The organism is Kribbella sp. NPDC000426 (assembly GCF_040300265.1).
In the GTDB taxonomy this organism is placed as follows: Bacteria; Actinomycetota; Actinomycetes; order Propionibacteriales; family Kribbellaceae; genus Kribbella.
The window spans coordinates 21,490-43,711 of sequence record NZ_JBEPDK010000009.1; the positions used below are offsets into that span (position 1 = coordinate 21,490).

Consider the following 22,222-nt stretch of genomic DNA (forward strand, 5'->3'; position numbering starts at 1 on the left):
ATGCACGAGGTCGACCAAACCACCGAGCAGATGGTGCGCAGCGTCCTCGCGTACGCCGAGAACCGGCTGCGGATGAACCCGGTCCCGCTGGACAGGTCGACGATGCCCGCGCACGAGCTGTACGAACGGCTCGACGGGCTGATCCGGGACGCGCCGCGGCAGCCGGACGAGGTACTCGGCGTCTACTCGTCGGTGATCGCGCCGAGCGTGATCTCGGCCGACAGCCCGCGCTTCCTCGGGTTCATTCCGGCCGCGCCGACCAAGGCCAGCCTGCTGTTCGACATGCTCGTCTCCTGCGCCTCGATCCAGGGCATCTCCTGGCTCGAGGCGTCGGGCGCGATCGCGGCCGAGAACACCGTCCTGCGACTGATCGCCGACGAGGCCGGACTGCCCGCGGGCGCAGGCGGCTGTTTCGTCTCCGGCGGATCGGCCGGCAACCTCTCCTCGCTCGCGGTCGCCCGCGAAACCGCGAAGAAACGGCTGGGCAGCGATCGCAGGCTGCGTGTCGTCGTCGGCACCGACGCACACTCGTCGATCGTCAACACCCTTCGTCTGCTGGAGATGGACGCACTCGTCGTCGACACACCGGACCACCGACTGACCGCCGAGACGGTCCGGGCCGCCGTCGAGGCCGACCCCGACACGTCGGACGTCGCCGCGCTGGTGTGTACGTCGGGCACCACCAACGCCGGCATCATCGACGACCTGGCCGGCTGCGGCGCGTTCGCCCACGAGCGCGGCTGGTGGTTCCACGTCGACGGCGCGTACGGCGGGTCCGGCATCTTCGCCCGCTCGCTCCGCCCGAAGTACGACGGCATCGAGCAGGCCGACTCGTTCATCCTGGACCCGCACAAGTGGCTCTTCACGCCGTTCGACTGCTGTGCGGTGATCTATCGCGAGCCCGAGCTCGCGCGCGCCACGCATACCCAGGACGCGTCGTACCTGGATGTCATCCATGTGTCCGACGGTGAATGGAACCCGACCGACTACGCCTACCACCTGACCCGCCGCGCGCGCGGTCTGCCGCTGTGGTTCTCACTCGCGGTGTACGGCGTGGACGCGTACCGGGAGGCGATCGAGAAGGCGGCGGCGCTGGCGCGGGAGACGGCCGCGCTGATCAGGTCGACGGAGCACCTGGAACTGATCCGCGAGCCCGACCTCGGTGTCGTCCTGTTCCGCCGGATCGGCTGGACGGGCAAGGACTACGACGAGTGGGCGCGGCAGCTGCACGAGGACGAGGTCGCGTTCATCCCGCCCAGCAAGTGGGAGGGCGAGACCATCGGCCGGTTCGCGTTCCTGCATCCCGACACCACCTTGGACCTGGTCCGCGACGTGCTGGCCCGGACGAAGCCATGAGCGACCTGCTCGAGCTCTTCCCGGCCGGTAGCCGGCTCGATGCCGACGGCAGCGTTGTCGTCGGCGGCTGCCGCGCGGACGACCTCGCGGCCGAGTTCGGTACGCCGGTCCTCGTCGTCGCCGAGCAGGCACTGCGGGCCCGCGCCCGCGAGTACCGCGACGAGCTCGTCGCCCGCTGGCCGAACTCGCGGGTCGTCTTCGCGTCCAAGGCCTTTCCCTGTACGGCGATCCAGCGCGTGATGGTCGAGGAAGGACTCGGGCTGGACGTCGCGGGCGGCGGCGAGATCCTGACCGCGCTCAAGGCCGGCGTCGATCCGGCCCTGATCGTGCTGCACGGCAACGCCAAGAGCGACGAGGAGATCGCGCTCGCGGTCGAGCACGGTATCGGCCTGGTCGTGGTGGACAACGCCGACGACGTGGACCGGCTGGAGGCGACCGGCCGCCCGCAGGACGTACTCGTACGGATCATCCCGGGCGTCACCGCGGACACGCACGCGCATGTGCTGACCGGACACGAGGGCTCGAAGTTCGGCCTCGCCCCGGCGGACGCGGCGAAGCTGATCCAGCGGATCGAGCACAGCCCTCGGCTGCGGATGCGCGGTCTGCACGTCCACGTCGGTTCCCAGATCCTCGACGCCGAGCCGTTCGCGGAATCCGTCGCGCCGGTGGCCCGGCTCGGCGAGTTCGAGATCTACGACCTCGGCGGCGGCCTGGGCGCGCGGTACACCTGGGCGGACCAGCCGCCGAGCGTGGCGGCGTACCTCGACGCGCTGATCGGCGCGGCGAAGCAGCACCTGCCCGCCGCCGCCCAGCTGATCATCGAACCCGGACGCAGCATGGTCTGTACGGCGGCGACCACGATCTACCGCGTCACCACGGTGAAACGCGGCGCGATCACGTTCGTCGCGGTCGACGGCGGGATGGGCGACAACCTGGAGGTCGCCTTGTTCGACCAGCGGTTCGAGGCGGGCATCGTGGGCCGGTTCGACGGCGCGGCCGAGCAGGTGACCGTGGTCGGCCGGCACTGCGAGAGCGGCGACGTCCTGGTCGACGGCGTACCGCTGGCGGACCCCAAGGTCGGCGACCTGCTCGCGATCCCCGCGACCGGGGCGTACTGCTACACGATGGCGAACAACTACAACGGCAACCGCCGGATCCCGGTCGTCTTCGCGAACGACGGCGTCCCACGTCTCGTCGTACGGCGGGAGACGTGGGACGACCTCATGGCACGAGATGTGGACTAACCCTCGAAGCCGTGATGGAGCATGACGTGCTTGATCCGCGTGTAGTCCTCGAGACCGTACATCGACAGGTCCTTGCCGTAACCGGAGTGCTTGAACCCGCCGTGCGGCATCTCGGCGATCAGCGGGATGTGGGTGTTGATCCACACGCAGCCGAAGTCGAGCCGGGCCGACATCCGGGCCGCGGTGGTGACGTTGGTCGTCCAGACCGAGGAAGCCAGGCCGTACTCGCTGTCGTTCGCCAGCCGCAGCCCTTCGTCCTCGTCGGCGAACTTCTGCACGGTCAGCACCGGTCCGAAGATCTCGGTCCGGATCAGCTCGTCGTCCTGCTGCAGGTCGGCGACGATCGTCGGCTCGTAGAAGTACCCGCGGTCGCCGACGCGGTGGCCGCCGGTGGTCACCCGCGCGTGGTCCGGCGCCCGGTCGACCAGGCCGGCCACGTGCCCGAGCTGGTTGGCGTTGTTGATCGGCCCGTACAGGATGTCCTCGTCGTCGGGGTCGTACCCGGTCCGCGTCGCCTGCGCCGCCTCGGTCAAAGCACTGACGAACTCGTCGTAGATCCCTTGCTGCACGAGCACCCGGGTGGCCGCCGTACAGTCCTGGCCGCCGTTGAACAGGCCGCCGACCGAGATGCCTTCGATCGCGGCCGCTACGTCGGCGTCGTCGAACACGACGACCGGGGCCTTGCCGCCGAGCTCGAGGTGGGCCCGCTTGACGTCGGCCGCGGCCGCCATCGCGACGGCCATGCCGGCACGGGTGGAGCCGGTGATCGAGACCAGCTGCGGAACCTTGTGTTTGGTCAGCGCGGCACCGGTGTCACGATCGCCGCAGACCAGGTTGCAGACGCCCGGCGGAAAGATCTCCTGCATCTTCTCGACCATCCAGTACGACGAAGCGGGCGTCGTGTCGGACGGCTTCAGGACCACCGTGTTGCCGGCCGCCAAAGCAGGGGCGAACTTCCAGACCGACATCATCATCGGGTAGTTCCAGGGCGCGACCTGCGCGACCGGTCCGACCGGTTCGCGGCGGATCGACGAGGTGAACCCGCGCATGTACTCGCCGGCCGACTTGCCCTCCAGCACCCGGGCGGCGCCGGCGAAGAACCGGATCTGGTCGACCATCGGCGGGATCTCCTCGGACCGGGTCAGCCCCACCGGCTTGCCGGTGTTCTCGGTCTCGATCGCGATCAGCTCCTCGGCGCCGGCCTCGATCACGTCGGCGAGCTTGAGCAACGCGTGCTGCCGCTCGCTCGGCGTCGACCAGCGCCAGCTCTCGAACGCGGTCGCAGCGGCCGTGAAGGCCTGGTCGACGTCGTGCTCGTCGGAGTTCGGCGCCGAGGCATACACCTCGCCGGTCGACGGGTTGACGATGTCCATCATCGCCCCCGAGGCGGCGGCCTGCACCTTGCCGTCAATGACGTTGTGGAAGACCTTCTTGTCCGGCATGAACCCCACCCCTTTGCAGCAGACGACCGGTCCCCGTTCCCTCAATCTAGGCTCACCCACTGACGAGGAGAAGGCCATGACTCATCAGGCGACTCATCAGGCGACGCATCCGCTCGAGCCGCTGGCCGAGCACGAGTTCCGGCAGACGGCGGCGATCCTGCGCCGCGACGAGGAGCTCGGCGGGTCCTGGCGGTTCGCCGGGATCGAGCTGCTCGAGCCGGACAAGGCCGCCGTAAAGGCCTGGCAGCCGGGTGACGCCGTACCGCGGGCCGCGTTCGCCGTGCTGTGGAACCGGGCCGACAACCAGACCTGGGAGGCGGTCGTCGACCTGACCGGCGACCGGGTGGTGTCCTGGACGCACGTTCCCGACGTGACGCCGAACTTCACCACCGACGAGTACCACGACGTCGACGAGGCGATGCGGGCCCACCCGGAGGTCGTCGCCGCGCTCGCCGCGCGCGGCATCACCGACCTGTCGCTGGTGCTGATCGAGGTCTGGACGTACGGGAAGGCGCTGATGCCGGACAAGTACCGCGACCGCCGGCTCGGGTGGTGCGACATCTGGTACCGCGACACACCCGAGAGCAACGCCTACGCACACCCGGTCTCCGGGCTCAAGGTCGTCGTCGACATGAACACGCTCGAGCTGCTCGAACTGGAGAACGACCACGATCACGGCCAGCCCGAGGTGAACGCGGAGTACGCCCCCGGGCCGTGGACCGGGACGCTGCGTACCGACCTCAAGCCGCTGCACATCACCCAGCCCGAAGGCGTCTCGTTCACGCTCGACGGCACCGAGCTGCGCTGGCAGAACTGGAACCTGCGGCTCGGGTTCAACCACCGTGAGGGCCCGGTGATCTACCAGGTCGGGTACGGCGGGCGCGACATCGCCTACCGGATGTCGTTCGCCGAGCTGATGGTCCCGTACCGCGACGCCTCGTTCGACCACTACCGGCGGACCGCCTTCGACATCGGCGAATGGGGCCTCGGGTTCATGACCACGTCGCTCGAGCTCGGGTGCGACTGCTTGGGCGAGATCCGCTACCTGGACGCCGTACTGCACGACACCCGCGGCGAGCCGTACACGATCAAGAACGCGATCTGCCTGCACGAGGAGGACAACGCCGTCCTGTGGAAGCACGTCGACCACACCAACGGCGCCGAGGTCCGCCGGATGCGCCGCCTGGTCGTGTCGTGCCACGTGACGGTCGCGAACTACGAGTACCTCGTGTACTGGCGCTTCTACCAGGACGGCAACATCGAGTGCGAGGTCCGGGCCACCGGGCTGATGGTGACCACGCCGTTCGCCGCGGACGGTGCGCCGCCGCCGACGGGGACCGTGGTCGACAAGCAGACGTACGCGCCGTTCCACCAGCACTTCCTGGTCGCGCGGCTCGACCTCGACGTGGACGGCGACGGGAACACGGCGTACGAGGTCGACTCGCGCGCGCTGCCGGTGTCGGACAGCAACCCGTACGGGCTGGCCGTGGTCACCGAGGCGACGCCGATCCGCTCCGAGTCCGAGGCCGCCCGCGACTTCAATTGGTCCACCCAACGATCCTGGAAGGTCATGAACCCGAACCGGGTGAACGCGCTCGGCACGCACCCGGCGTACAAACTCGTCCCGAGCGCGTCGATCCCGCCGCTGATGGATCCGGGTACGCCGCAGTTCCTGCGCGCGCCGGTGATCGGCCACACGCTGTGGGTGACCAGGCATCACGAGGAGGAGCGCTGGCCGGCCGGCGACTACCCGACCCAGTCCACCACCGACGACGGCATGAGCCGGTGGATCGCCGACGACGAATCGCTGGAGAACACAGACCTGGTGCTCTGGTACGTCTTCGGCATCCACCACATCACCCGGGTCGAGGACTGGCCGGTGATGCCCGCCGACACGATCGCGTTCTGGCTCAAACCGTTCGGTTTCTTCGACCAGAACCCGTCGATCGACGTACCGCCGTCGATGACCGCGGACGGGGAGGTCTGCCGGCACGAGTGAGGGTCAGCCGGGCGCCTGCGTGTTCGGCCGGGGAGTCGGCTTGGGCGGCTTGTCGCCGGGCTTCTTGCCCGCGTCGGGCGGCTTCGGGTTCGGATCGCCGATCATCTTCTTCGGCGGGTTCACGAAGCGCTCCACCGGGAGGCCGCGGATCGCGCTCTGCATGGCGCTCTCCCAGAGCGGGCCCGCCGTCCCGGAGCCGGTCGGGTCGGCGATGTCCTCGCCGTTCAGCGTGTGGTGGAACATCAGGTTCGTGTACGGCAGGCTCGCGTCCGCGACGACCGCCGCAGCGGCCAGGTTCGGCGTGTAGCCGGCGAACCAGACGGCCAGGTTCTGCTGGATCGTGCCGGTCTTGCCAGCCATGTCGCGGGTGCCGAAGCGCAGGCGGCCGCCGGTGCCGCCCGGCATCATCACCTGGCTGAGGACCCGGTTGACCCCGTCCGCCACCGCGCGCGGCAGCACCTGCTTGCACTCGAAGGCCGGCCCGGGGATCAGCTTCCCGGAGTTGTCCCGGATCGAGGTGACGACCAGCGGCTTGCAGTACTTCCCGCGGGCTGCGAACGTCGCGTACGCGTTCGACAGCATCAGCGGCGTCACGTACCCCACGCCCAGTGTCATCGACGCCACCTGGTCGAGCGGCTGGCCGGTCTGGCCGTTGTACATCCCGAGCTTGGCCGCGATCTTCGCGATCGGGCACAGGCCGGTCCGCTGCGACAACTGCAGGAAGTAGGTGTTGGTGGAGAACCGGGCCGCCTCGACCATGGTCAGGTCGCCGCTGTGCGTCGAGTTCTTCGGCTGGTACGTCGGGTCGCGGGTGAACCCGGTACACGTCTTGAACTTCTTGTTCCGCAGGTCGATCTGCTCGGGCGAGTTGATCCGGTAGTCCATCGGGATGCCCTTGGACAGGGCCGCCGCGATCGTGAACGCCTTCATCGTCGAGCCGTTCTGGAACCCGCCGAACCCGCCGGCGTACGACTTCTCGACGTTGTAGTTGTAGTTCGTGTGGTTGCGGCCGTTGCCGTACGGCTTGCTCTGCACCATCGCCTTGACCAGCCCGGTTCCCGGCTCCACGATCGTGATCGCCGCGGCCGAGGAGTCGGTGTACTTGCTGTGCTTGTCGATCGAGGCCTGCGCGGCCGCCTGGATCCGCGGGTCGATCGAGGTCCGGATCAGCAGGCCGCCGGTCTTCAGGTAGTGGTCGCGGTCCTTGGGGGTCGCGCCGAGCGCCGGGTTGGTCAGCAGCTTCGCGACCACGTAGTCGCAGTAGAACGGGTACCGCGAGTTGGCGCAGCCGTTCGGCACCGGCTCGACCGTGGCGAGGTCGATCACCGGCGTCCGCAGCGCCTGGTTGGCCTGGTGGACCGTGATCACGCCGAGTTCGAGCATGCGCTTGATCACCACGTCGCGGCGCGCCTTCGAACGGGTCAGGTCGTTGGTCGGGTCGTACCCGGTCGGGTTCTTCACCAGGCCGGCCAGCAGCGCCGCCTGCGCGAGCGTGAGTTTGTCGGCCGTGGTCCGGAAGTAGTGCTGGGCGGCCGCCTGGACGCCGTACGAGCCGTCGCCGAAGTTCGCCAGGTTCAGGTACCGCTCGAGGATCTCGTCCTTGGACAGCTGGTCCTCGACCGCGATCGCGTACCGCAACTCGGTCAGCTTGCGCTCGTACGTGACCGCGGTCGCCGCCGTCCGCTCGGCCGCGGTCCGGGCCTTCTCGACCAGGCTCATCTTCACGTACTGCTGGGTGATGCTCGACCCGCCCTGCTGCACCTCGCCCTCGGTCTGGTTGCGCAGCATCGCGCGCAGCGTGCCCTTCAGGTCGAGCGCGCCGTGGTCGTAGAACCGCGAGTCCTCGATCGCGACGATCGCCTTGCGCATGATCGGACTGACCGAGCTGAGCGGGACCGGGACCCGGTTCTGCTCGTACAGCGTGGCGATCAGCGTGCCGTCCGCGGCCAGGATGCGGCTGCGGACGGCCACCGGATCGATCGTGAGCTCCTTGGGCAGGTTCTCGACAGATGCCGCGACCTCAGCCGATCCGCGCCCGGCGAACCCGGCGAACGGCACCGCGAGGCCCGCCGCCAGCGCGCCCGACAGCACGCTCACGCCGATGAACGTGATCAACGACCGAGCCCAATTGCGACCGCCCCTGCCGGCACGCATAACTCCAGGCTAGACGAGTGATCAACTTCCGGGTAGCCCGGAATTGATTGCCTCGATCAACTTTGGCCGCAATTCCCTTGCCCGGATGACCGCATCGACCGACCCGACCTCGCGCGCCCGCTCGATACTGTGCACGCGGTCGAACTCGGTCGCGACCTCGCCCAGCTTCTCGGCCCGGACGACGATCCGCACCTCGGCGAGCTCCGTGGCCAGCGCGGCCCGCTCCGCCCCGGTCGCCTCGCCGACCCGCTCGGCCAGCGTCGCGACCCGCGGATCGGCGGCGGTCCGCGCGTCGACCTCGCCCGCGAAGACCACCGCGGCGGCCGGCGCACCACCGAGCACGGACGCGAACGAGCCCTCGACCGCGAGCACCGTCATGGCCGGATTCAGCGATTTCGAGAACACCACGAACGCGCCGCCGTGGTACCGCGAGACGACGCAGAAAACGATCGGTCCCCGGAAGTTCACGATCGCGCGGCCGATCTCGGCGCCGTACTCGAGCTGCAGGTTCCGCATCGAGTCCGGTGATCCGTCGAAGCCGGACAGGTTCGCGAGCACCACCAGCGGGCGGTTGCCGCTGGCCGAGTTGATCGCCCGGGCCACCTTCTTCGACGACCGCGGGAACAGCGTGCCCGCGGTGTAGGTGTCGGGGCCGTCGGTGGGCGGGAAGCCCCGGCGCGGTACGGACTTCGACTCGATCCCGACCAGACACACCGGGAACCCGCCGAGCCGCGCGTCCTGCACGACCGCCGTGTCGGCGTCGGCCATCCCCGCCCAGCGCTCCAGCACCGGGTGGTCCTGGTCGCTGACCGCCCGCATCAGCGTGCGGATGTCGAACGCCTTCTTCCGGTCCGGGTTCGTCGCAGTCGAGAAAATCTCACCGATCGTCTTGAAGTCGCTGCCGGCCACCTCGTGCGGGTACGGCGTGACATCGCGATCGACCGGGTCCGATGTCGGCGCCCGCCGCGGACCGCTCTCCCCCGGCACGACGTAGGTGTGGTCGTAGTGCGTCATCAGCACGTCCCGGGCCGCCTTCAGGTCAGGCGCCCAGTACTGCGCCTGGCCGTTCGGGCCCATCACCCGGTCGTAGCCGCCGATGCCGAAGTTGTCCTCGGCCGACACGCTGCCGGAGAAGTCCAGCGTCTGCTTGCCGGTCAGCACCATCGCGCTGTCCGGCGTCATCACCAGGATGCCCTTGGTGTGCATCAGCATCGTCGCCTCGGCGTTCCAGTACGGCTGCGCGCCGACGTTGATCCCGGCGACCACGACGTTGATCTCGCCGCCGTCCTGGGTGAACTCGACGATCCGCTTCAGCGCCTTCGCGACCCAGTCCATGTTCTCGGTGCCGGAGTCCATCGAGATCCGGGCGCCGGCCGACAGCGAGTACCACTCGACTGGGACCTGCATCCGCTCGGCGAGGTCGAGCGCCGCGATGATCCGCGCGCACTCCGCCTCGGCGACCGCGCCGAGGGCCATCGTCGGGTCGCCGCTCATTGCGACCCGGGTGACGCCCTCGGGGTACCGCTCGCTGGGCGTGGTGACGATGCCGACGATGATGCCGGCCTTGTTCAGGCCCTTCGGCCGCTCGACCGGGACCAGGTTGCCGGTGTCGTCGAGGTCGTGCTCGACGAACGAACCGCCCTGGCCGGCGACCATCCCGCTGACCTCGTACGGGTAGATCGTGTTGCGCCGCCGGGACCGCTGCACCTTCTGGGCGTAGTCGTCGAGCGGCATCAGCCGACCGGTCGGCGGCTGCTCGATCGAGGTGACGACACCCGAGCCGTGCTGGTAGTAGAACCGGGCCGCGACCGGGTTCGTCGTACCGTCCGGGCCGGGGACCTGGCCCTGGACCAGGACCTCCTCGATCCCGGCGCCCGCGGTCATCGGGGCGATGTTGCGCTGCAGCGCGGTCACCTCGTCGACCTGTGCCTCGACCACAGGCCAGATCTGCACCCACACGTGGTTCATGTCGAGCTTGGCGCCCGCCGCACCGCGGGCGGAACGAGCCCGGCGGATCGCCTCCAGGCAGTTCGCGATCGCGCGCTCGGCGTGCGGCAGCGACGTGACCTGGCCGTCTTCGTCCCGGACCACCGCGAACTGGCGGACCTGGGCCAGCGCGACGAGCCGGCGGTCGGCCGGGTTGTCCCGCGCGACGCAGTAGTAGAGCAGCACGTCCTCGGGCGCATCGAGGCGGGTGATGCGGAAGTCGCGCAGCCGCCACAGGTTCAGGCGGCGGCCGACCATCGGGTGCACGCCGCGGACGTTGTCGTCCTCGGCCATCGACCCGCCGGCCGGGCGGTAGGTGAAGTACGAGACCGGGCGGTCCTGTCCCGGTGCGACCGCGACCGAGATCCGGCGTACGCGCTGGGCGACCGGGAGGTCCGCGACCATCCGGCGGTACAGGTCGGAGGCCTCCTGCTGCGACTCGGGCAGGTCAGGGCCGTACAGGTACAGCTCGACGACGGCCTCGTGACCGGGCGTGCGGGCGTCGACCTGCGCGGTCAGCGCGCGGGACAGGGCGCTGTCGCGGTCCGCGAGCTCGGCCACCGTCCCGACCGTGGTGACGAGGTGGCTCGGGCGGTCGTCGATCGAGTAGTCGGCGGTGGCGACCGGCCGCCCGTCGACGGCGAACTCACGCAGGTCGTGCAGTTCGTACTCGCGGTAGTGCCGGCGGACGAGCACCTCGAGCATCGGCTCGCGGTCGCCCCAGCCGCCGGCCAGCCGCTGGGCGAGGAACCGGACGATCGGCTCCGGAATCGCGGCCAGCGCGTCGATCCGCTGCTGCCGGTCCGGCGCATCCGGGTGCGCGGCCAGGTCGGCGACCTCGTCGCTGACACCGGCGATGATCGAGGCCCGCTCGGCGTCGACCTGCGGCTGGTCGAACCAGCGGAACCGGACGCTGCGGGCCAGGTCACCGACGACCGGGAACCGCAGCTGGGTCGCCGGCACCAATCGGTCGAGCAGCTCGTGCACGGACTCGTCGAGCGGCGACTCCGGCAGCGGCTCAGCGATCCACCGCTGCAGCACGGACGTCACGAGCACGACGTCGGGATTCGAGCGCTGCTGTGCCAGGAAGATCCGGAAGACCGCCTCCTCCAGCTCAGGACTCCGCTCCAGCCCGGTCACGCCGTAGTTGCTGAGCACCCGCGTCAACCGGGCCTGGAACTCGGCGGGCAATCCGCCGCGGTCCGGGTCCAGGCTCTGCAGGTACGTGTAGAAGTACTCGCGCGGGCTGTGCACGCGGTTCTCGATGCTGGTGTCCGTGCCGGCCGGACGGTTCCGGCTCAGCTCGGCGAAGTCCGCGAACACGCTGAGCAGCTCGATCTCGGGCCCGACCGGCGGGCCGGCCTGCTGATGGGCGAGCTCGGACCGCGCGGCGAGGTAGTCGGCCAGCATGCCGCCCTCGTCCTGCGGGTCGATGTCGAACCCGAGCAGCATGCTCCGCAGGTCGTCCAGCCCGCGCTCCACCCGCTCGGCCGCGGACTTCTCACCGGTCCCGTTCGGCAGATCCAGCTCGACGCCGTTGTGCACCGGAGCAGCCTCGGCCGACGCACCCTCGTCCGCCACCGGCTCCAGCCGGAGCAGCGGCGCACCGGTCTCCACCTGGCTGCCGGTCGATACCAGCAGCTCCTTCACAGTCGCCTTGAACGGCGCGTACAGCACCGTCTCCATCTTCATGCTCTCGAGCACGAGGACCGGCGCACCGGCCTCGATCTCGGCGCCCGTCTGCACCGGCGTCGCGACCACGAGCGCCGGCGCGGGCGAACGCAGTACGCCGCCCTCGTCGCGGCTGACGCGGTGGGTCACGCCGTCGACCTCGACCAGGTGCACCGGGCCGTGCGTCGCGGTCACCAGGCGGAACCGCTGCCCGCCGACGACGAGCCGGCTCGTGTAGTCGTCCAGCCGCTCCAGCTCCGCGTCCACGATCTTCAGCTGCCCGTTCCCGACACCGACCCGGAACCGCTCGGGCCCGATCCGTGCCACGGTCACCTGATAGCTCGCACCGCGCAGCTTGAGGTCGATCGCGCGGCCGACCTCGTGCTGCACCTGCGGACGGCCGCCGTGCGCGGTCTCCAGCAGCCGGGTCCGCTCGACCCGCTCGGAGTCCTCGTACCCCTCGATCGCCGCCGCGACCAGCGCGATCCCGGAGTGCCGGTGCGAGATCAGCCGCCCCTCGCCGCGGACCCGGTCGATCCAGCCCGTGTCGGCGCTGCCGTCGATCACCTCGGGCTGGTCGAGCAGCTCGAGGATGAAGCTCTTGTTGGTCGCGCCGCCCTCGATCAGCACGGTCGTCGCCTGCATCGCGCGCCGCAGCCGGGCCAGCGCCTCCTCGCGGGTCCGCCCGTACCCGATGATCTTCGCGATCATCGAGTCGAAGTCGGCCGGGATGCTGTCGCCCGCGCTCACCCCGGTGTCGACCCGGATCCCGGGACCAGCCGGCAGATCGAGTACGGCGATGCGCCCGGGCGACGGCGCGAAGTCGCGGTCCGGGTCCTCGGCGTTCAACCGGGCCTCGACGGCGTGACCGCTCTCGACCGGCTTGACGCCCTCGAGCCGGCCGCCGGAGGCGACGTGCAGCTGGGCCTTCACCAGGTCGAACCCGGTGGTCAGCTCGGTGATCGGGTGCTCGACCTGGAGCCGGGTGTTCACCTCGAGGAACGCGAACGACTTCTCGCCCGGGTGGTACAGGAACTCGACCGTCGCGGCGCCCTTGTACCCGACCGCGAGCGCCAGCCGCTCGGCCGAAGCCTTCAGGTCGTCGACCTGCGACGCCGACAGCAGCGGGGACGCCGACTCCTCGATCACCTTCTGGTTGCGGCGCTGCACCGAGCAGTCGCGGACACCGAGCGCCCACGCCGTGCCCTGACCGTCCGCGATGACCTGCACCTCGACGTGCCGCGCGCCGGTGACGAGCCGCTCCAGGAACACGATGCCGCTACCGAACGCACGGGCAGCCTCGTCACTGGTCCGCGCGTACGCGTCGGACAACTCGTCTGCTGAGCGGACCACCCGGATGCCGCGGCCACCGCCACCGGCCGTTGCCTTGAGCATCAACGGGTAGCCGATCCGCTCGGCCGCTTCCAGCGCAGCGTCGAGCGACTCGACCGCACCGCGGCTCCACGGCGCGACCGGTACGCCGACCTCCTCGGCGATCAGCTTCGACCCGATCTTGTCGCCGAGCTTGCGCATCGCCTCGGCCGACGGACCGATGAACGTGACGCCGATCCGGTCGCACAACTCCGCGAATGCGGGGTCCTCGGCAACGAAACCCCAGCCGACCCAGGCCGCGTCGGCGCCGGTCTCGCGCAGCGCCCGCTCGAGGACGGCCAGATCCAAGTACGGCCGGGCCGAGGCCGGGCCGAGCGGGTAGGTGATGTCCGCCGCGCGTACGAAGGTCGCGGTCCGCTCGCCGTCGGTGAACAAGGCCACGGTCTCGATGGGGTCACCGCCTTCGGCGTTGACTTCCCGGACCGCATTGATCAGCCGCATGGCGGCCTCGCCCCGGTTCACTATCGCGATACGCTTGAACATCGACCGCCTCCGTGTCTCACCCTGCTTGTACAGAAGGGATCGCCCTCTGCTGGCACAGGTTTTCAGCCCAGGGCCGTTACCGTCGAGTCGGCCCCCCTTTCAGGCGTGTTCGAGCCCGTTTTCGAGCCTGACCGAGCCTGACCCTGGTCCGGTGAAAGACTTCCGGGCAGTCGACGGAGGGGAAGCATCGTGTCGGATGAATTGATCGGCCGGCTGCGGGGAACGGTCGCCGGGCCCGTGCTGGCTCGCGGGGACGACGGCTTCGCGGAAGAGTTGTCGGGGTTCAACCTGGCGGTTACACACAGTCCTGATGTGGTTGTCGGCCTGACGTCGGAGGACGACGCCGTGGCCGTGGTCCGGGCCGCGGCAGAGACCGGTACGCCGGTTCGCGTGCTGGCGACCGGGCACGGCGTACCGAACCCGATCGAGGACGGGATCGTCGTGACGACGTCCCGGTTCAAGGGTGTGACCATCGATCCGGACACCAAGATCGCGCACATCAACGCCGGATCCGTGTGGGCCGACGTGATCAGCGTCGCCGCGCCGCACGGACTGGCGCCGATCGCCGGCGCGTCCGAGGTCGTCGGCTGCATCGGGTACACGCTCGGCGGCGGACTCGGGCCGCTGGCGCGGACCTACGGCTTCTCGTCCGACTGGGCTCGCAGTTTCCGCGTGGTCACCGCTGGTGGTCCGGTGACGGCCAACGCGACCGAGAACCCGGATCTGTTCTGGGCGTTGCGCGGCGGCAAGGGCGGCTTCGGCATCGTCACGTCGATGGACTTCGAGCTGGCCGAGCTCAGCACGCTGTACGGCGGATCGGTGTTCTTCGATGCGGAGTACATCGCGCCCGTGCTGAGCACCTGGACCGAGTGGACCAAGACGCTGCCGGAGAGCGCGAACTCGTCGGTCGTGATGCTGCGCCTCCCGCCGCTCGAGTTCATCCCGGAACCGCTGCGTGGCAAGACCGTGCTCAGCGTGCGGTTCGCGTCCGTCGGTGATGTGGCCGAGGGCAAGCAATTGTTCCAGCCGATCCGCGACGCCGGTACGACGCTGATCGACGCGGTCGGCGAGATGCCGGCCGCCGACATCCCGCTGATCCACAACGACCCGAAGGACCCGACGCCGTCGTGGGACCGCGGCCTGATGCTCGACGAGCTCGACGCCGGCTTCGTCGCGGCCTTCCTCGAGGCGGCCGGTCCGGAGCAGCAGATCCCGCTGATCGCGATCGAGATCCGGCACCTCGGCGGCGCCACCGAACGCGACGTACCCGAGGGCAGCGCGGTCGGCGGCCGCGGCGGGGCCTGCACGCTGACGCTGATCGGCGTACCGGATCCGAGCCTGTTCGAAAAGGTGCTTCCGGCAACGGTCGACGGACTGCTGACCAAGCTGCGGCCGTGGATCAGTGCTGAGACCACCGTGAACTTCGCCGGCGGGTTCGCGTTACCGGGATCGTACGAAGCGTCCTGGCCCGCGGACACGTTCACGCGGCTGGGCCAGGTCCGCGCCGCCTACGACCCGGACTCGCTCTTCCCGTTCGGTCCGCGCCAGGAGAACTGAGGTTCGTAGCCGAGCAGACGCCGCGCCTTGTCGATCGACAGCAGCGTCTCGTTCGGCCCGAACGGGCGTTTGACCTCCACGCCGGGGAACACCTCGGCGAGGAGCTCCTCGTTCGGCCGGGACATCACGGTGTCGGCGTTCGCGACGATGAAGACATCGGTCCCGGTCACGCCGTACTCGAGGGCCTTGCGGACCGCCTGCGCGCCGTCGCGGGCGTCGATGTAGCCCCAGAGGTTCCACTTCCGGGCCCGGGCGTCGGCGTCGAACGACGGGAACCGGGCGTAGTCCTCGGGGTACATCACGTTGGAGAACCGCAGCCCGATCAGCTTGAGGTCCGGGTGCCACCGGCACAGCTGCCGGGCCAGCTCCTCCTCGAGCGTCTTCACCAGCGAGTAGGTGCTGTTCGGCCGCGGCGGGTAGTCCTCGTCCACCGGGACGTACGGCGGGAACTCGTCGAACGGGAGCCCGAGCACGGTCTCGCTCGACGCCCACACGATGTTCCGGACGCCGGCCCGCAGCGCCGCCGAGAACACGTTGTACGTCGCGGTCATGTTGTTCTGGAACGTCGCCGCGTTCGGCCGCAGCCCCGGTGCCGGGATCGCGGCCAGGTGCACGACCGCGTCGACGCCGTCGTGCCGGTCGTCGATCCCCGCGATCGCCTCGTACGTCTGCCCGAAATCGGTCAGATCCAGCCGGGTCGAGGTCACGTCGGCGCGCGCCGGCGGAGCCTGGTCGAGGGCGACCACGTCCCAGCCGTTGTCCGCGAGGTGATCGACCACGGCGCGGCCGAGCTTGCCGCTGCTTCCTGTCACCGCTACCCGTGCCATGTTCTTCATCGTTGCAGATTAGGATTCGGGGTGTGAAGCTTGCTCAGCGGATGGGACGACTGGGGACCGAATCGGCCTTCGAGGTACTGGCCAAGGCGAAGGCCTTGGAGGCTCAGGGGCGCGAGATCGTGCACCTGGAGATCGGTGAACCCGACTTCGACACCCCGGCACACGTGATCGCCGCCGCCCAGCAGGCCCTGGACAAGGGCTTCACGCACTACGTGCCGGCGCCCGGGATCCCGGAGCTGCGGACCGCGGTCACGGAGTTCCTCGAGCGGACCGGCCGGCTGCAGACCTCGCCCGACCGGGTGCTGATCACTCCCGGCGCCAAACCGATCATGTTCTTCACGATCCTCGCTCTGTGCGAGGAGGGCGACGAGGTCCTCTACCCCGACCCCGGCTTCCCGATGTACGCGTCGATCGCCTCGTTCGCCGGCGCGAAGCCGGTGCCGGTGCCGCTGCGGGAGGAGAACGGGTTCGTCATCGACCCCGAGGAACTGCGCTCGCTGATCACCGATCGGACCAAGCTGCTCATCCTCAACTCCCCGCACAACCCCTGCGGCAGCGCGTCCACGCCGGAGCAGCTACAGGCGATCGCCGAGATCGCGATCGAGCACGATCTCGTCGTACTCAGCGACGAGGTCTACTGGGCCCTGCGCTACAGTGGCGATCATCACAGCGTGCTGGACGTCGACGGCATGCGGGATCGGACGATCCTGCTCGACGGCTGGTCGAAGACATTCGCGATGACCGGCTGGCGGCTGGGCTTCGGCGTGTTCCCGGAGCCGCTGGTCGAGCCGGTGACGCGGCTGATGATCAACTCGGTCTCGTGTACGTCGGCCTTCAGCCAGCACGCCGCGATCGCCGCGCTCGAAGGTCCGTGGGACGACGTCGACCGGATGCTGGACGCGTTCCGCGAACGGCGCGAGGTGATCGTGTCCGGGCTGAACGCCGTACCGGGTGTGTCCTGTGTCGAGCCCGCGGGCGCGTTCTACGCGTTCCCGAACATCAGCGAACTCGGGCTGTCGGCGTCGGACCTGGCCGACCGCCTGCTCGACGAGGCCGGGGTCGCATGTCTCCCGGGCACGTCGTTCGGTGCGTACGGCGAGAACCACCTGCGCTTCTCGTACGCGAACTCGGTGGAGAACATCCGCCGGGCCCTGGATGCGTTCACGGAGCTCGTCACAGCGCGTTGAGATAGTCGAAACTTTCGCGCAGGGCAGTCATCACGTCGGCGCAACGGTCGAGTTCGACGATGTGCCAGGCGACCGACGGATTCGCGTCGAGGATTGCCGGGATGTCCAGACTGCCCTGCCCGAGTGCGACCATCGTGTCGTCAGCCGTCTTCGCCGGCCCGTCCCTGAGGTGCAGGAACCGGACCCTGTCGCCGTACTCGCGCACGACCGCGGCCGGATCCGCGCCCGCCACCGCGGCCCAGTAGACGTCGAGCTCCAGCAGCACATCGGGGCTGAGCTTCTCCAGCAGTACGTCGTACGCGCGTCGCCCGTCAGCTAACCGGGAGAACTCTGACGAGTGGTTGTGGTACGCGAGCTGCATCCCGTACGCGTTCGCGTTCGCGACGCCCTCGTTCACCCGCTCCACCCCGCGCGCGATGCTCTCCTCGGTGGCGAACTCGTCCGCTTCGAGGCTCCACGCGAGCACCGGTGCGCCCAACTCGCTCTGCTCGTCGAGGATGCGCCGCGCGTCCGATCCGGCCGGGAACGGCGCGTGCGAGCTGAACAGCTCGAGCCCGAGGTCGTCGAGCAGGTGCCGGACGACGTACGGCGACAGACCGTGCAGCCCGAACGCCTCGACCCCGGCGTACCCCATCTCGCTGAGCTGCCGCAGTACTCCGGGGAAGTCGTCGAGCGTGTAGACCGACCAGAGCTGCACTCCGATCGGGCGCCTCATTCGGGCAAGGAGAAGGTCGTCGTCAGCTCCTGCGCTTGACCGGTGCGCGCGGCTTCGTCGGCCTTCAGCATGATCTCGAGGACGTGCCGGGCGTGCTCGAGATTCAGCAGCGGCCGGGTCCCAGAGGCGACACAGTCCGCGAGGTGATCGACGAGAACCGCGCGATGGAGCCCCACCAACCGCCGCATCGGCGCATCGCCGTCCGGCATGTCGGGTGCGATCCAGCCCCGCAGTCCGCCGACCGCGTCCAGCCGGAAGATCTCCAGCGGCGGTCCGTCGCCGCCGAAGGGTCGTCCGCTGAGGTTGATGGTCCCTTCCCGGCCGTAGATCTCCAGCTTCGGCCCGCGGGCGGCATTCACGTTGAACGTCCCGTCGACGACCGCGAACGTCGACTCGCCGAAGTCGAGCAGCATCAGCACGTTGTCGTCCGCGGTGACGTCGATCGTCTTCCCCTGGAACGGCCCGCCGCGCACCGTGCGCGTCGGCTCGGTGATCCCCGCGAACGCGACCACCCGGCGAGCCGGCCCGAGGATGCCGGTGATCTCGTGGATGCCGTACACGCCCATGTCGAACAACGGCCCGGAACCCTTCTGGTAGAACCACGTCGGGTCCGCAGGCCACGCCCCGGAGGCCGGTCCGCCGTGCGACGACCGCACCCGGGCGAACGCAACCTTGCCGATGGCACCTTCCCGGACCAATCGGCGAGCCTCGGCCCGGTCCGGGTAGAGCATGTTGAACGGCGCGCAGACCACAGTGAGGTCGCGTTCGGCTGCGAGCTCACAGATCCGGTCGGCGTCCGCCATACTCGTCGCGAGCGGCTTCTCGGTCGCGAGATGCTTGCCCGCAGCAAGGATCTGCGCACAGGTCTGGCCGTGCACGGGAATCGGCGTCAGGTTGACCACCGCGTCCAGCTCGACGCCCTCCAGCATCGCCTCCAGACTCGTGAAGGCGTGCGGGATGTCGAACGTCCCGGCGACGGTCTTGGCCAGATCAGGGACGACGTCCGCGATCGCGACGACCTCGGCCTTGTCCCGGATCGAACCCAGGTTGGGCAGCACTCCCCCGCCGCCGGTGGCGATCATCCCCGCACCGAGTACGCCGATCCGCAACGGGCTCATGCCAACCCCTCCCGCACTGTCCGCCCGGCAGCGACGGACTCGTAGAAGGCGAGGCACGCCGCCAAGTTGTGCCACGCGTCGTCGACGGTTGCGACCGGCTCCGCCTCGCCGTTGATGACAGCGGCCCAGTGATCGAGGTCCGCCGCCTGGTCATGTCTGCCAGGGGGATCAAGCTCGGTCGGCCCGGTGTCGTCAATCACCAGAAGCCGCCCCTGAATGCCGTCCATCCGTACGGCGCCGCCGCTGCCGACGATGGTGTAGCTCGACTGGAAACCGCCGTCCGGTGCCGTCCACGTGTTCTCCAGTGTCGCCACCGCTCCCCCGGCGAACGTCGCCGTCGCCACCCCGTAGTCCTCGACCTCGAGCTCGGGATGGGCGTGTTCGGCCGTCTGTCCGCTGATCGCGACGACCTCCTCGCCGAGGAGCCAGCGCAGCAGGTCGATCTGGTAGATCGAGTGGTCGACCCACCCGCCGCCGACCGTCCGCGCCGGGTCGACGAACCATCCCGGCGTACGGTCGTCCGGCCACTGCGCCGGCAGCCCGGCCCAGGTCGTCATCGCCGCGCTGGTGAGCCGACCGATCCGGCCGTCCTTCACCCACTGCCGCAGCCACTGCGCGTTCGGCCCCAGCCGCTGCCGGGACTCGGCCGGCAAGAACGTCACTCCCGAGCCGCGAACAGCCTCGACCACGCGCGAGGCATCCTCCAGCCGGAGCGCCAGCGGCTTGTTGGCGATGATGTGCTTGCCCGCCTTCGCGGCGGCGACGCACACCTCGTGGTTGAGGTCCGGGCTGACGAAGCTCAGCACCGCGTCGATCCCCGGATCGTCGACCAGCGTGCGCCAGTCCGCCTCGACGCGGCCGACGTCGTACCGGTCGCCGACGTACGCGGCGCGGACCGGATCGGCGTCCCAGACGCCGGCCAGACTCAGCCCGGTCCGCGACCGTGCTCCTTCCGCGAGTGGAAGCGCCGAGTACCAATGGTCGACACCCACCAGGGCGACCCGCAGTTCCGTCATCAATCCTCCGATGCCTCAGTGTTCGGCAGATTAACTAACTTGATTGTGACAGCAACCGGGTGATCCTGCGCTTACCATGGCTGTTGTGAGCCCAGCGCCGACGTCCTCGAGCCGGCTGGATCTGCCGGAAAGCTCGCGTGGAGTGCTGCGGAGATTGGCGACGCACGGCCCGGCGACCCGGCCGCAGCTGGCCAAGGCCCTCGGGCTGTCCCGGCCCACCATGTCGGCGGTCATGCCCGAGCTGATCGACCTCGAACTCGTTGCCGGCGGCGGCTCCTCGCGCGGCGCCACCGGTCGCAGCGCCGTGCTGTACTCGCTGGCCGCCGGCGCCGGTCATGTCCTCGGCATCGAGATCGGCGCGACGCGGGCGCGGGTGGTAGCCCATTCGCTCGACGGCGAGCAGCTCGCGGCTCGCGAGCAACGAGTCTCGGCGCGTCGGCGCAACGTGACCGCGGCAGCGGTCTCCACCACCGCGGAACTCTGCGAGAAGGTCCTGGCCGAGGTGGGCGACGCCCATGGCCCGCTGCGCGACGTCGTCGTGGCCACGTCGACCAGGCCGAGCATCGAGCCGGTCGCCGGCAGTCTGCAGCCCGACGGCGTCGATCAGCTCGCTGTCGCCCTGCCGGTGCCCGACAGCGTGCCTGTCATCGTGGAGAACAACGTCAACTGCGCCGCGATCGCCGAACATCGTCTCGGTGCGGCGCAGCACCAGGACACCTTCGTGTACCTGCAGGTTGGCGTGAAGATCGGTCTCGGCATCGTGATCGACGGGAAGCTGATGCACGGCGCGCACGGCGCCTCCGGCGAGGTCGCGATGATGCCGTTCCCCTGGACGCCCGATGCGGAGCCCGCTCGCGCCGGACTCGAGGAGTACCTCGGGTCCGAGGCGCTGATGGCGCGGTGCGCGCGAGCCTGGACCGCCGCGAACGCTCCCGCGCCGAAGGACCCCGAGGCGTTGTTCCGGGCCGCGGCACGCGGTCACTCGACGGCGCGTCGACTGGTCGACGAGCACGCCGCGGACATCGGCAGGCTGGCCGTCGGCGTGATGAGCGTCCTCGACCCCGGCCTCGTCGTACTCGGCGGCGGCGTCGGTCAGAACCAGTTGCTCCTCCCCGGCGTACGGCGGGCGACGACTGCGCTGGCCTGGGACACCGAGATCACCGTCGGGGCCTTGGGCGAGCACGCGACCGTTCTGGGCGCGGTCCACATCGCCATCACCCGGGTGCTGGACCGGCTCACCTGAGTTCGGCAGGTTAACAACAGTTGGGGTGTTGCTAGATTCGGGAGGTATGAGCGGCGAGGGGAATCAGCACGGGCACACGCATCGGCTGGATCTGGACGATGCGTCGGTGCGGGAGTGGGATGCGACGGTCGTCGGGGTGGATCCGGAGCGCGGGATCGTGCTCGACCGGTCCGCGTTCTATCCCGGTGGCGGCGGGCAGCCGCCGGACGAGGGCGTGCTGCTGTGGGGCGGCGTACGGACACGGATCGTCGGGACGGTCCGCGGCGACGACCTGTACCTGGTGCCGCACGACGGCGACCCGGTGCCGCCGGTCGGTACGGCGGTGCGCGGCGCGCTCGACGACGAACGGCGTACTCAGCTGATGCGGACCCACTCCGGGCTGCACGTGCTGACCGGGGTCGTGTTTCGTGACTTCGGGGCGCTGGTGACGGGCGGGAACATGGAGCCGCTGTCGGCGCGGATGGACTTCGACCTGGCCGAAGTACCGCCGGACTTCAAGGAGCGCGTCGCGGAGGCCGTGAACGCGGAGATCCGCACCGACCGCCGGATCACGGTCAGCAACCTGCCGCGCGAGGAGGCGTTCGCGATCCCCGACATCATCCGCACCGCGACGAACCTGCTCCCACCCGACATCGAGATCGTCCGCATCGTCGACATCGCCGGCCTCGACACCCAGGCCGACGGCGGCACCCACGTAGCCTCCACCGCCATGATCGGCCACCTGGAAGTCCTCAAAATGGAAAGCAAAGGCAAAGGCTTCCGCCGCCTCCGAATCCGCATCACCTGAACACACGAGAAGGAAGTGCAAGGAAGAGATAAGGAA

General features: G+C 69.5%; 14 protein-coding genes. 7 read left to right on the forward strand and 7 right to left on the reverse strand.

Annotation, left to right across the window (positions count from 1 at the left end):
- Both ABT313_RS37190 and lysA read left to right on the forward strand, forming a co-directional pair.
- Entirely contained in the window at positions 1-1,356 is a 1,356-nt protein-coding gene (locus ABT313_RS37190) for a pyridoxal phosphate-dependent decarboxylase family protein (protein ID WP_350863913.1), read from the forward strand.
- Complete coding sequence (gene lysA, locus ABT313_RS37195) at positions 1,353-2,600, forward strand: diaminopimelate decarboxylase (RefSeq protein ID WP_350863916.1); 1,248 nt, start codon at positions 1,353-1,355, stop codon at positions 2,598-2,600. Before ABT313_RS37190 ends, lysA begins: the two co-directional genes overlap by 4 nt.
- Here the strand turns inward: lysA and ABT313_RS37200 are convergent.
- Positions 2,597-4,042, reverse strand: a complete 1,446-nt coding sequence (locus ABT313_RS37200) for a gamma-aminobutyraldehyde dehydrogenase (protein ID WP_350863919.1) — start codon at positions 4,040-4,042, stop codon at positions 2,597-2,599. The two genes, lysA and ABT313_RS37200, sit on opposite strands and share 4 nt — an antisense overlap.
- Before the next feature lie 76 nt (positions 4,043-4,118).
- Between ABT313_RS37200 and ABT313_RS37205 the strand changes: the two genes are divergently transcribed.
- A complete protein-coding gene (locus tag ABT313_RS37205) occupies positions 4,119-6,041 on the forward strand; it encodes a primary-amine oxidase (RefSeq protein WP_350863922.1) in 1,923 nt (640 codons plus the stop codon).
- 3 nt (positions 6,042-6,044) lie between these two features.
- Here the strand turns inward: ABT313_RS37205 and ABT313_RS37210 are convergent, their stop codons facing one another.
- Together ABT313_RS37210 and ABT313_RS37215 are read right to left on the reverse strand one after the other, a co-directional pair.
- Positions 6,045-8,195 (reverse strand): transglycosylase domain-containing protein, encoded by a 2,151-nt coding sequence (locus tag ABT313_RS37210; RefSeq protein ID WP_350863925.1) that lies wholly within the window; start codon positions 8,193-8,195, stop codon positions 6,045-6,047.
- Positions 8,196-8,216: 21 nt separating this feature from the next.
- Positions 8,217-13,727: an ATP-binding protein gene (locus tag ABT313_RS37215; RefSeq protein ID WP_350863927.1), complete on the reverse strand. Its 5,511-nt coding sequence runs from the start codon at positions 13,725-13,727 to the stop codon at positions 8,217-8,219.
- Between the two features lie 189 nt (positions 13,728-13,916).
- On the opposite strand from ABT313_RS37215, the gene ABT313_RS37220 reads away from it, so the two are divergent.
- Positions 13,917-15,284 (forward strand): FAD-binding oxidoreductase, encoded by a 1,368-nt coding sequence (locus ABT313_RS37220; RefSeq protein WP_350863930.1) that lies wholly within the window; start codon positions 13,917-13,919, stop codon positions 15,282-15,284.
- On the opposite strand, the gene ABT313_RS37225 is transcribed toward ABT313_RS37220, so the two are convergent.
- Positions 15,236-16,120, reverse strand: a complete 885-nt coding sequence (locus ABT313_RS37225) for an NAD-dependent epimerase/dehydratase family protein (RefSeq protein WP_350863932.1) — start codon at positions 16,118-16,120, stop codon at positions 15,236-15,238. The genes ABT313_RS37220 and ABT313_RS37225 overlap by 49 nt on opposite strands.
- 23 nt (positions 16,121-16,143) lie before the next feature.
- Between ABT313_RS37225 and ABT313_RS37230 the strand changes: the two genes are divergently transcribed.
- The gene (locus ABT313_RS37230) at positions 16,144-17,307 is read left to right on the forward strand and encodes a pyridoxal phosphate-dependent aminotransferase (protein WP_350863935.1); all 1,164 of its coding nucleotides are present in this window, start codon (positions 16,144-16,146) and stop codon (positions 17,305-17,307) included.
- On the opposite strand, the gene ABT313_RS37235 is transcribed toward ABT313_RS37230, so the two are convergent.
- Genes ABT313_RS37235 through ABT313_RS37245 form a run of 3 tightly spaced genes read right to left on the reverse strand, consistent with a single transcriptional unit; the run spans position 17,294 to position 20,156 of the window.
- Positions 17,294-18,022 (reverse strand): sugar phosphate isomerase/epimerase family protein, encoded by a 729-nt coding sequence (locus tag ABT313_RS37235; protein WP_350863938.1) that lies wholly within the window; start codon positions 18,020-18,022, stop codon positions 17,294-17,296. The genes ABT313_RS37230 and ABT313_RS37235 overlap by 14 nt on opposite strands.
- Complete coding sequence (locus ABT313_RS37240) at positions 18,019-19,140, reverse strand: Gfo/Idh/MocA family protein (RefSeq protein ID WP_350863941.1); 1,122 nt, start codon at positions 19,138-19,140, stop codon at positions 18,019-18,021. Before ABT313_RS37240 ends, ABT313_RS37235 begins: the two co-directional genes overlap by 4 nt.
- Entirely contained in the window at positions 19,137-20,156 is a 1,020-nt protein-coding gene (locus ABT313_RS37245; RefSeq protein ID WP_350863943.1) for a Gfo/Idh/MocA family protein, read from the reverse strand. The genes ABT313_RS37240 and ABT313_RS37245 overlap by 4 nt, the downstream gene beginning before the upstream one ends.
- Positions 20,157-20,241: 85 nt before the next feature.
- On the opposite strand from ABT313_RS37245, the gene ABT313_RS37250 reads away from it, so the two are divergent.
- Both ABT313_RS37250 and ABT313_RS37255 read left to right on the forward strand, forming a co-directional pair.
- Positions 20,242-21,399, forward strand: coding sequence for an ROK family transcriptional regulator (locus ABT313_RS37250; protein WP_350863946.1), 1,158 nt, complete (start codon positions 20,242-20,244; stop codon positions 21,397-21,399).
- 46 nt (positions 21,400-21,445) lie between these two features.
- The gene (locus ABT313_RS37255) at positions 21,446-22,186 is read left to right on the forward strand and encodes an alanyl-tRNA editing protein (RefSeq protein ID WP_350863949.1); all 741 of its coding nucleotides are present in this window, start codon (positions 21,446-21,448) and stop codon (positions 22,184-22,186) included.
- Positions 22,187-22,222 lie beyond the last annotated feature (36 nt).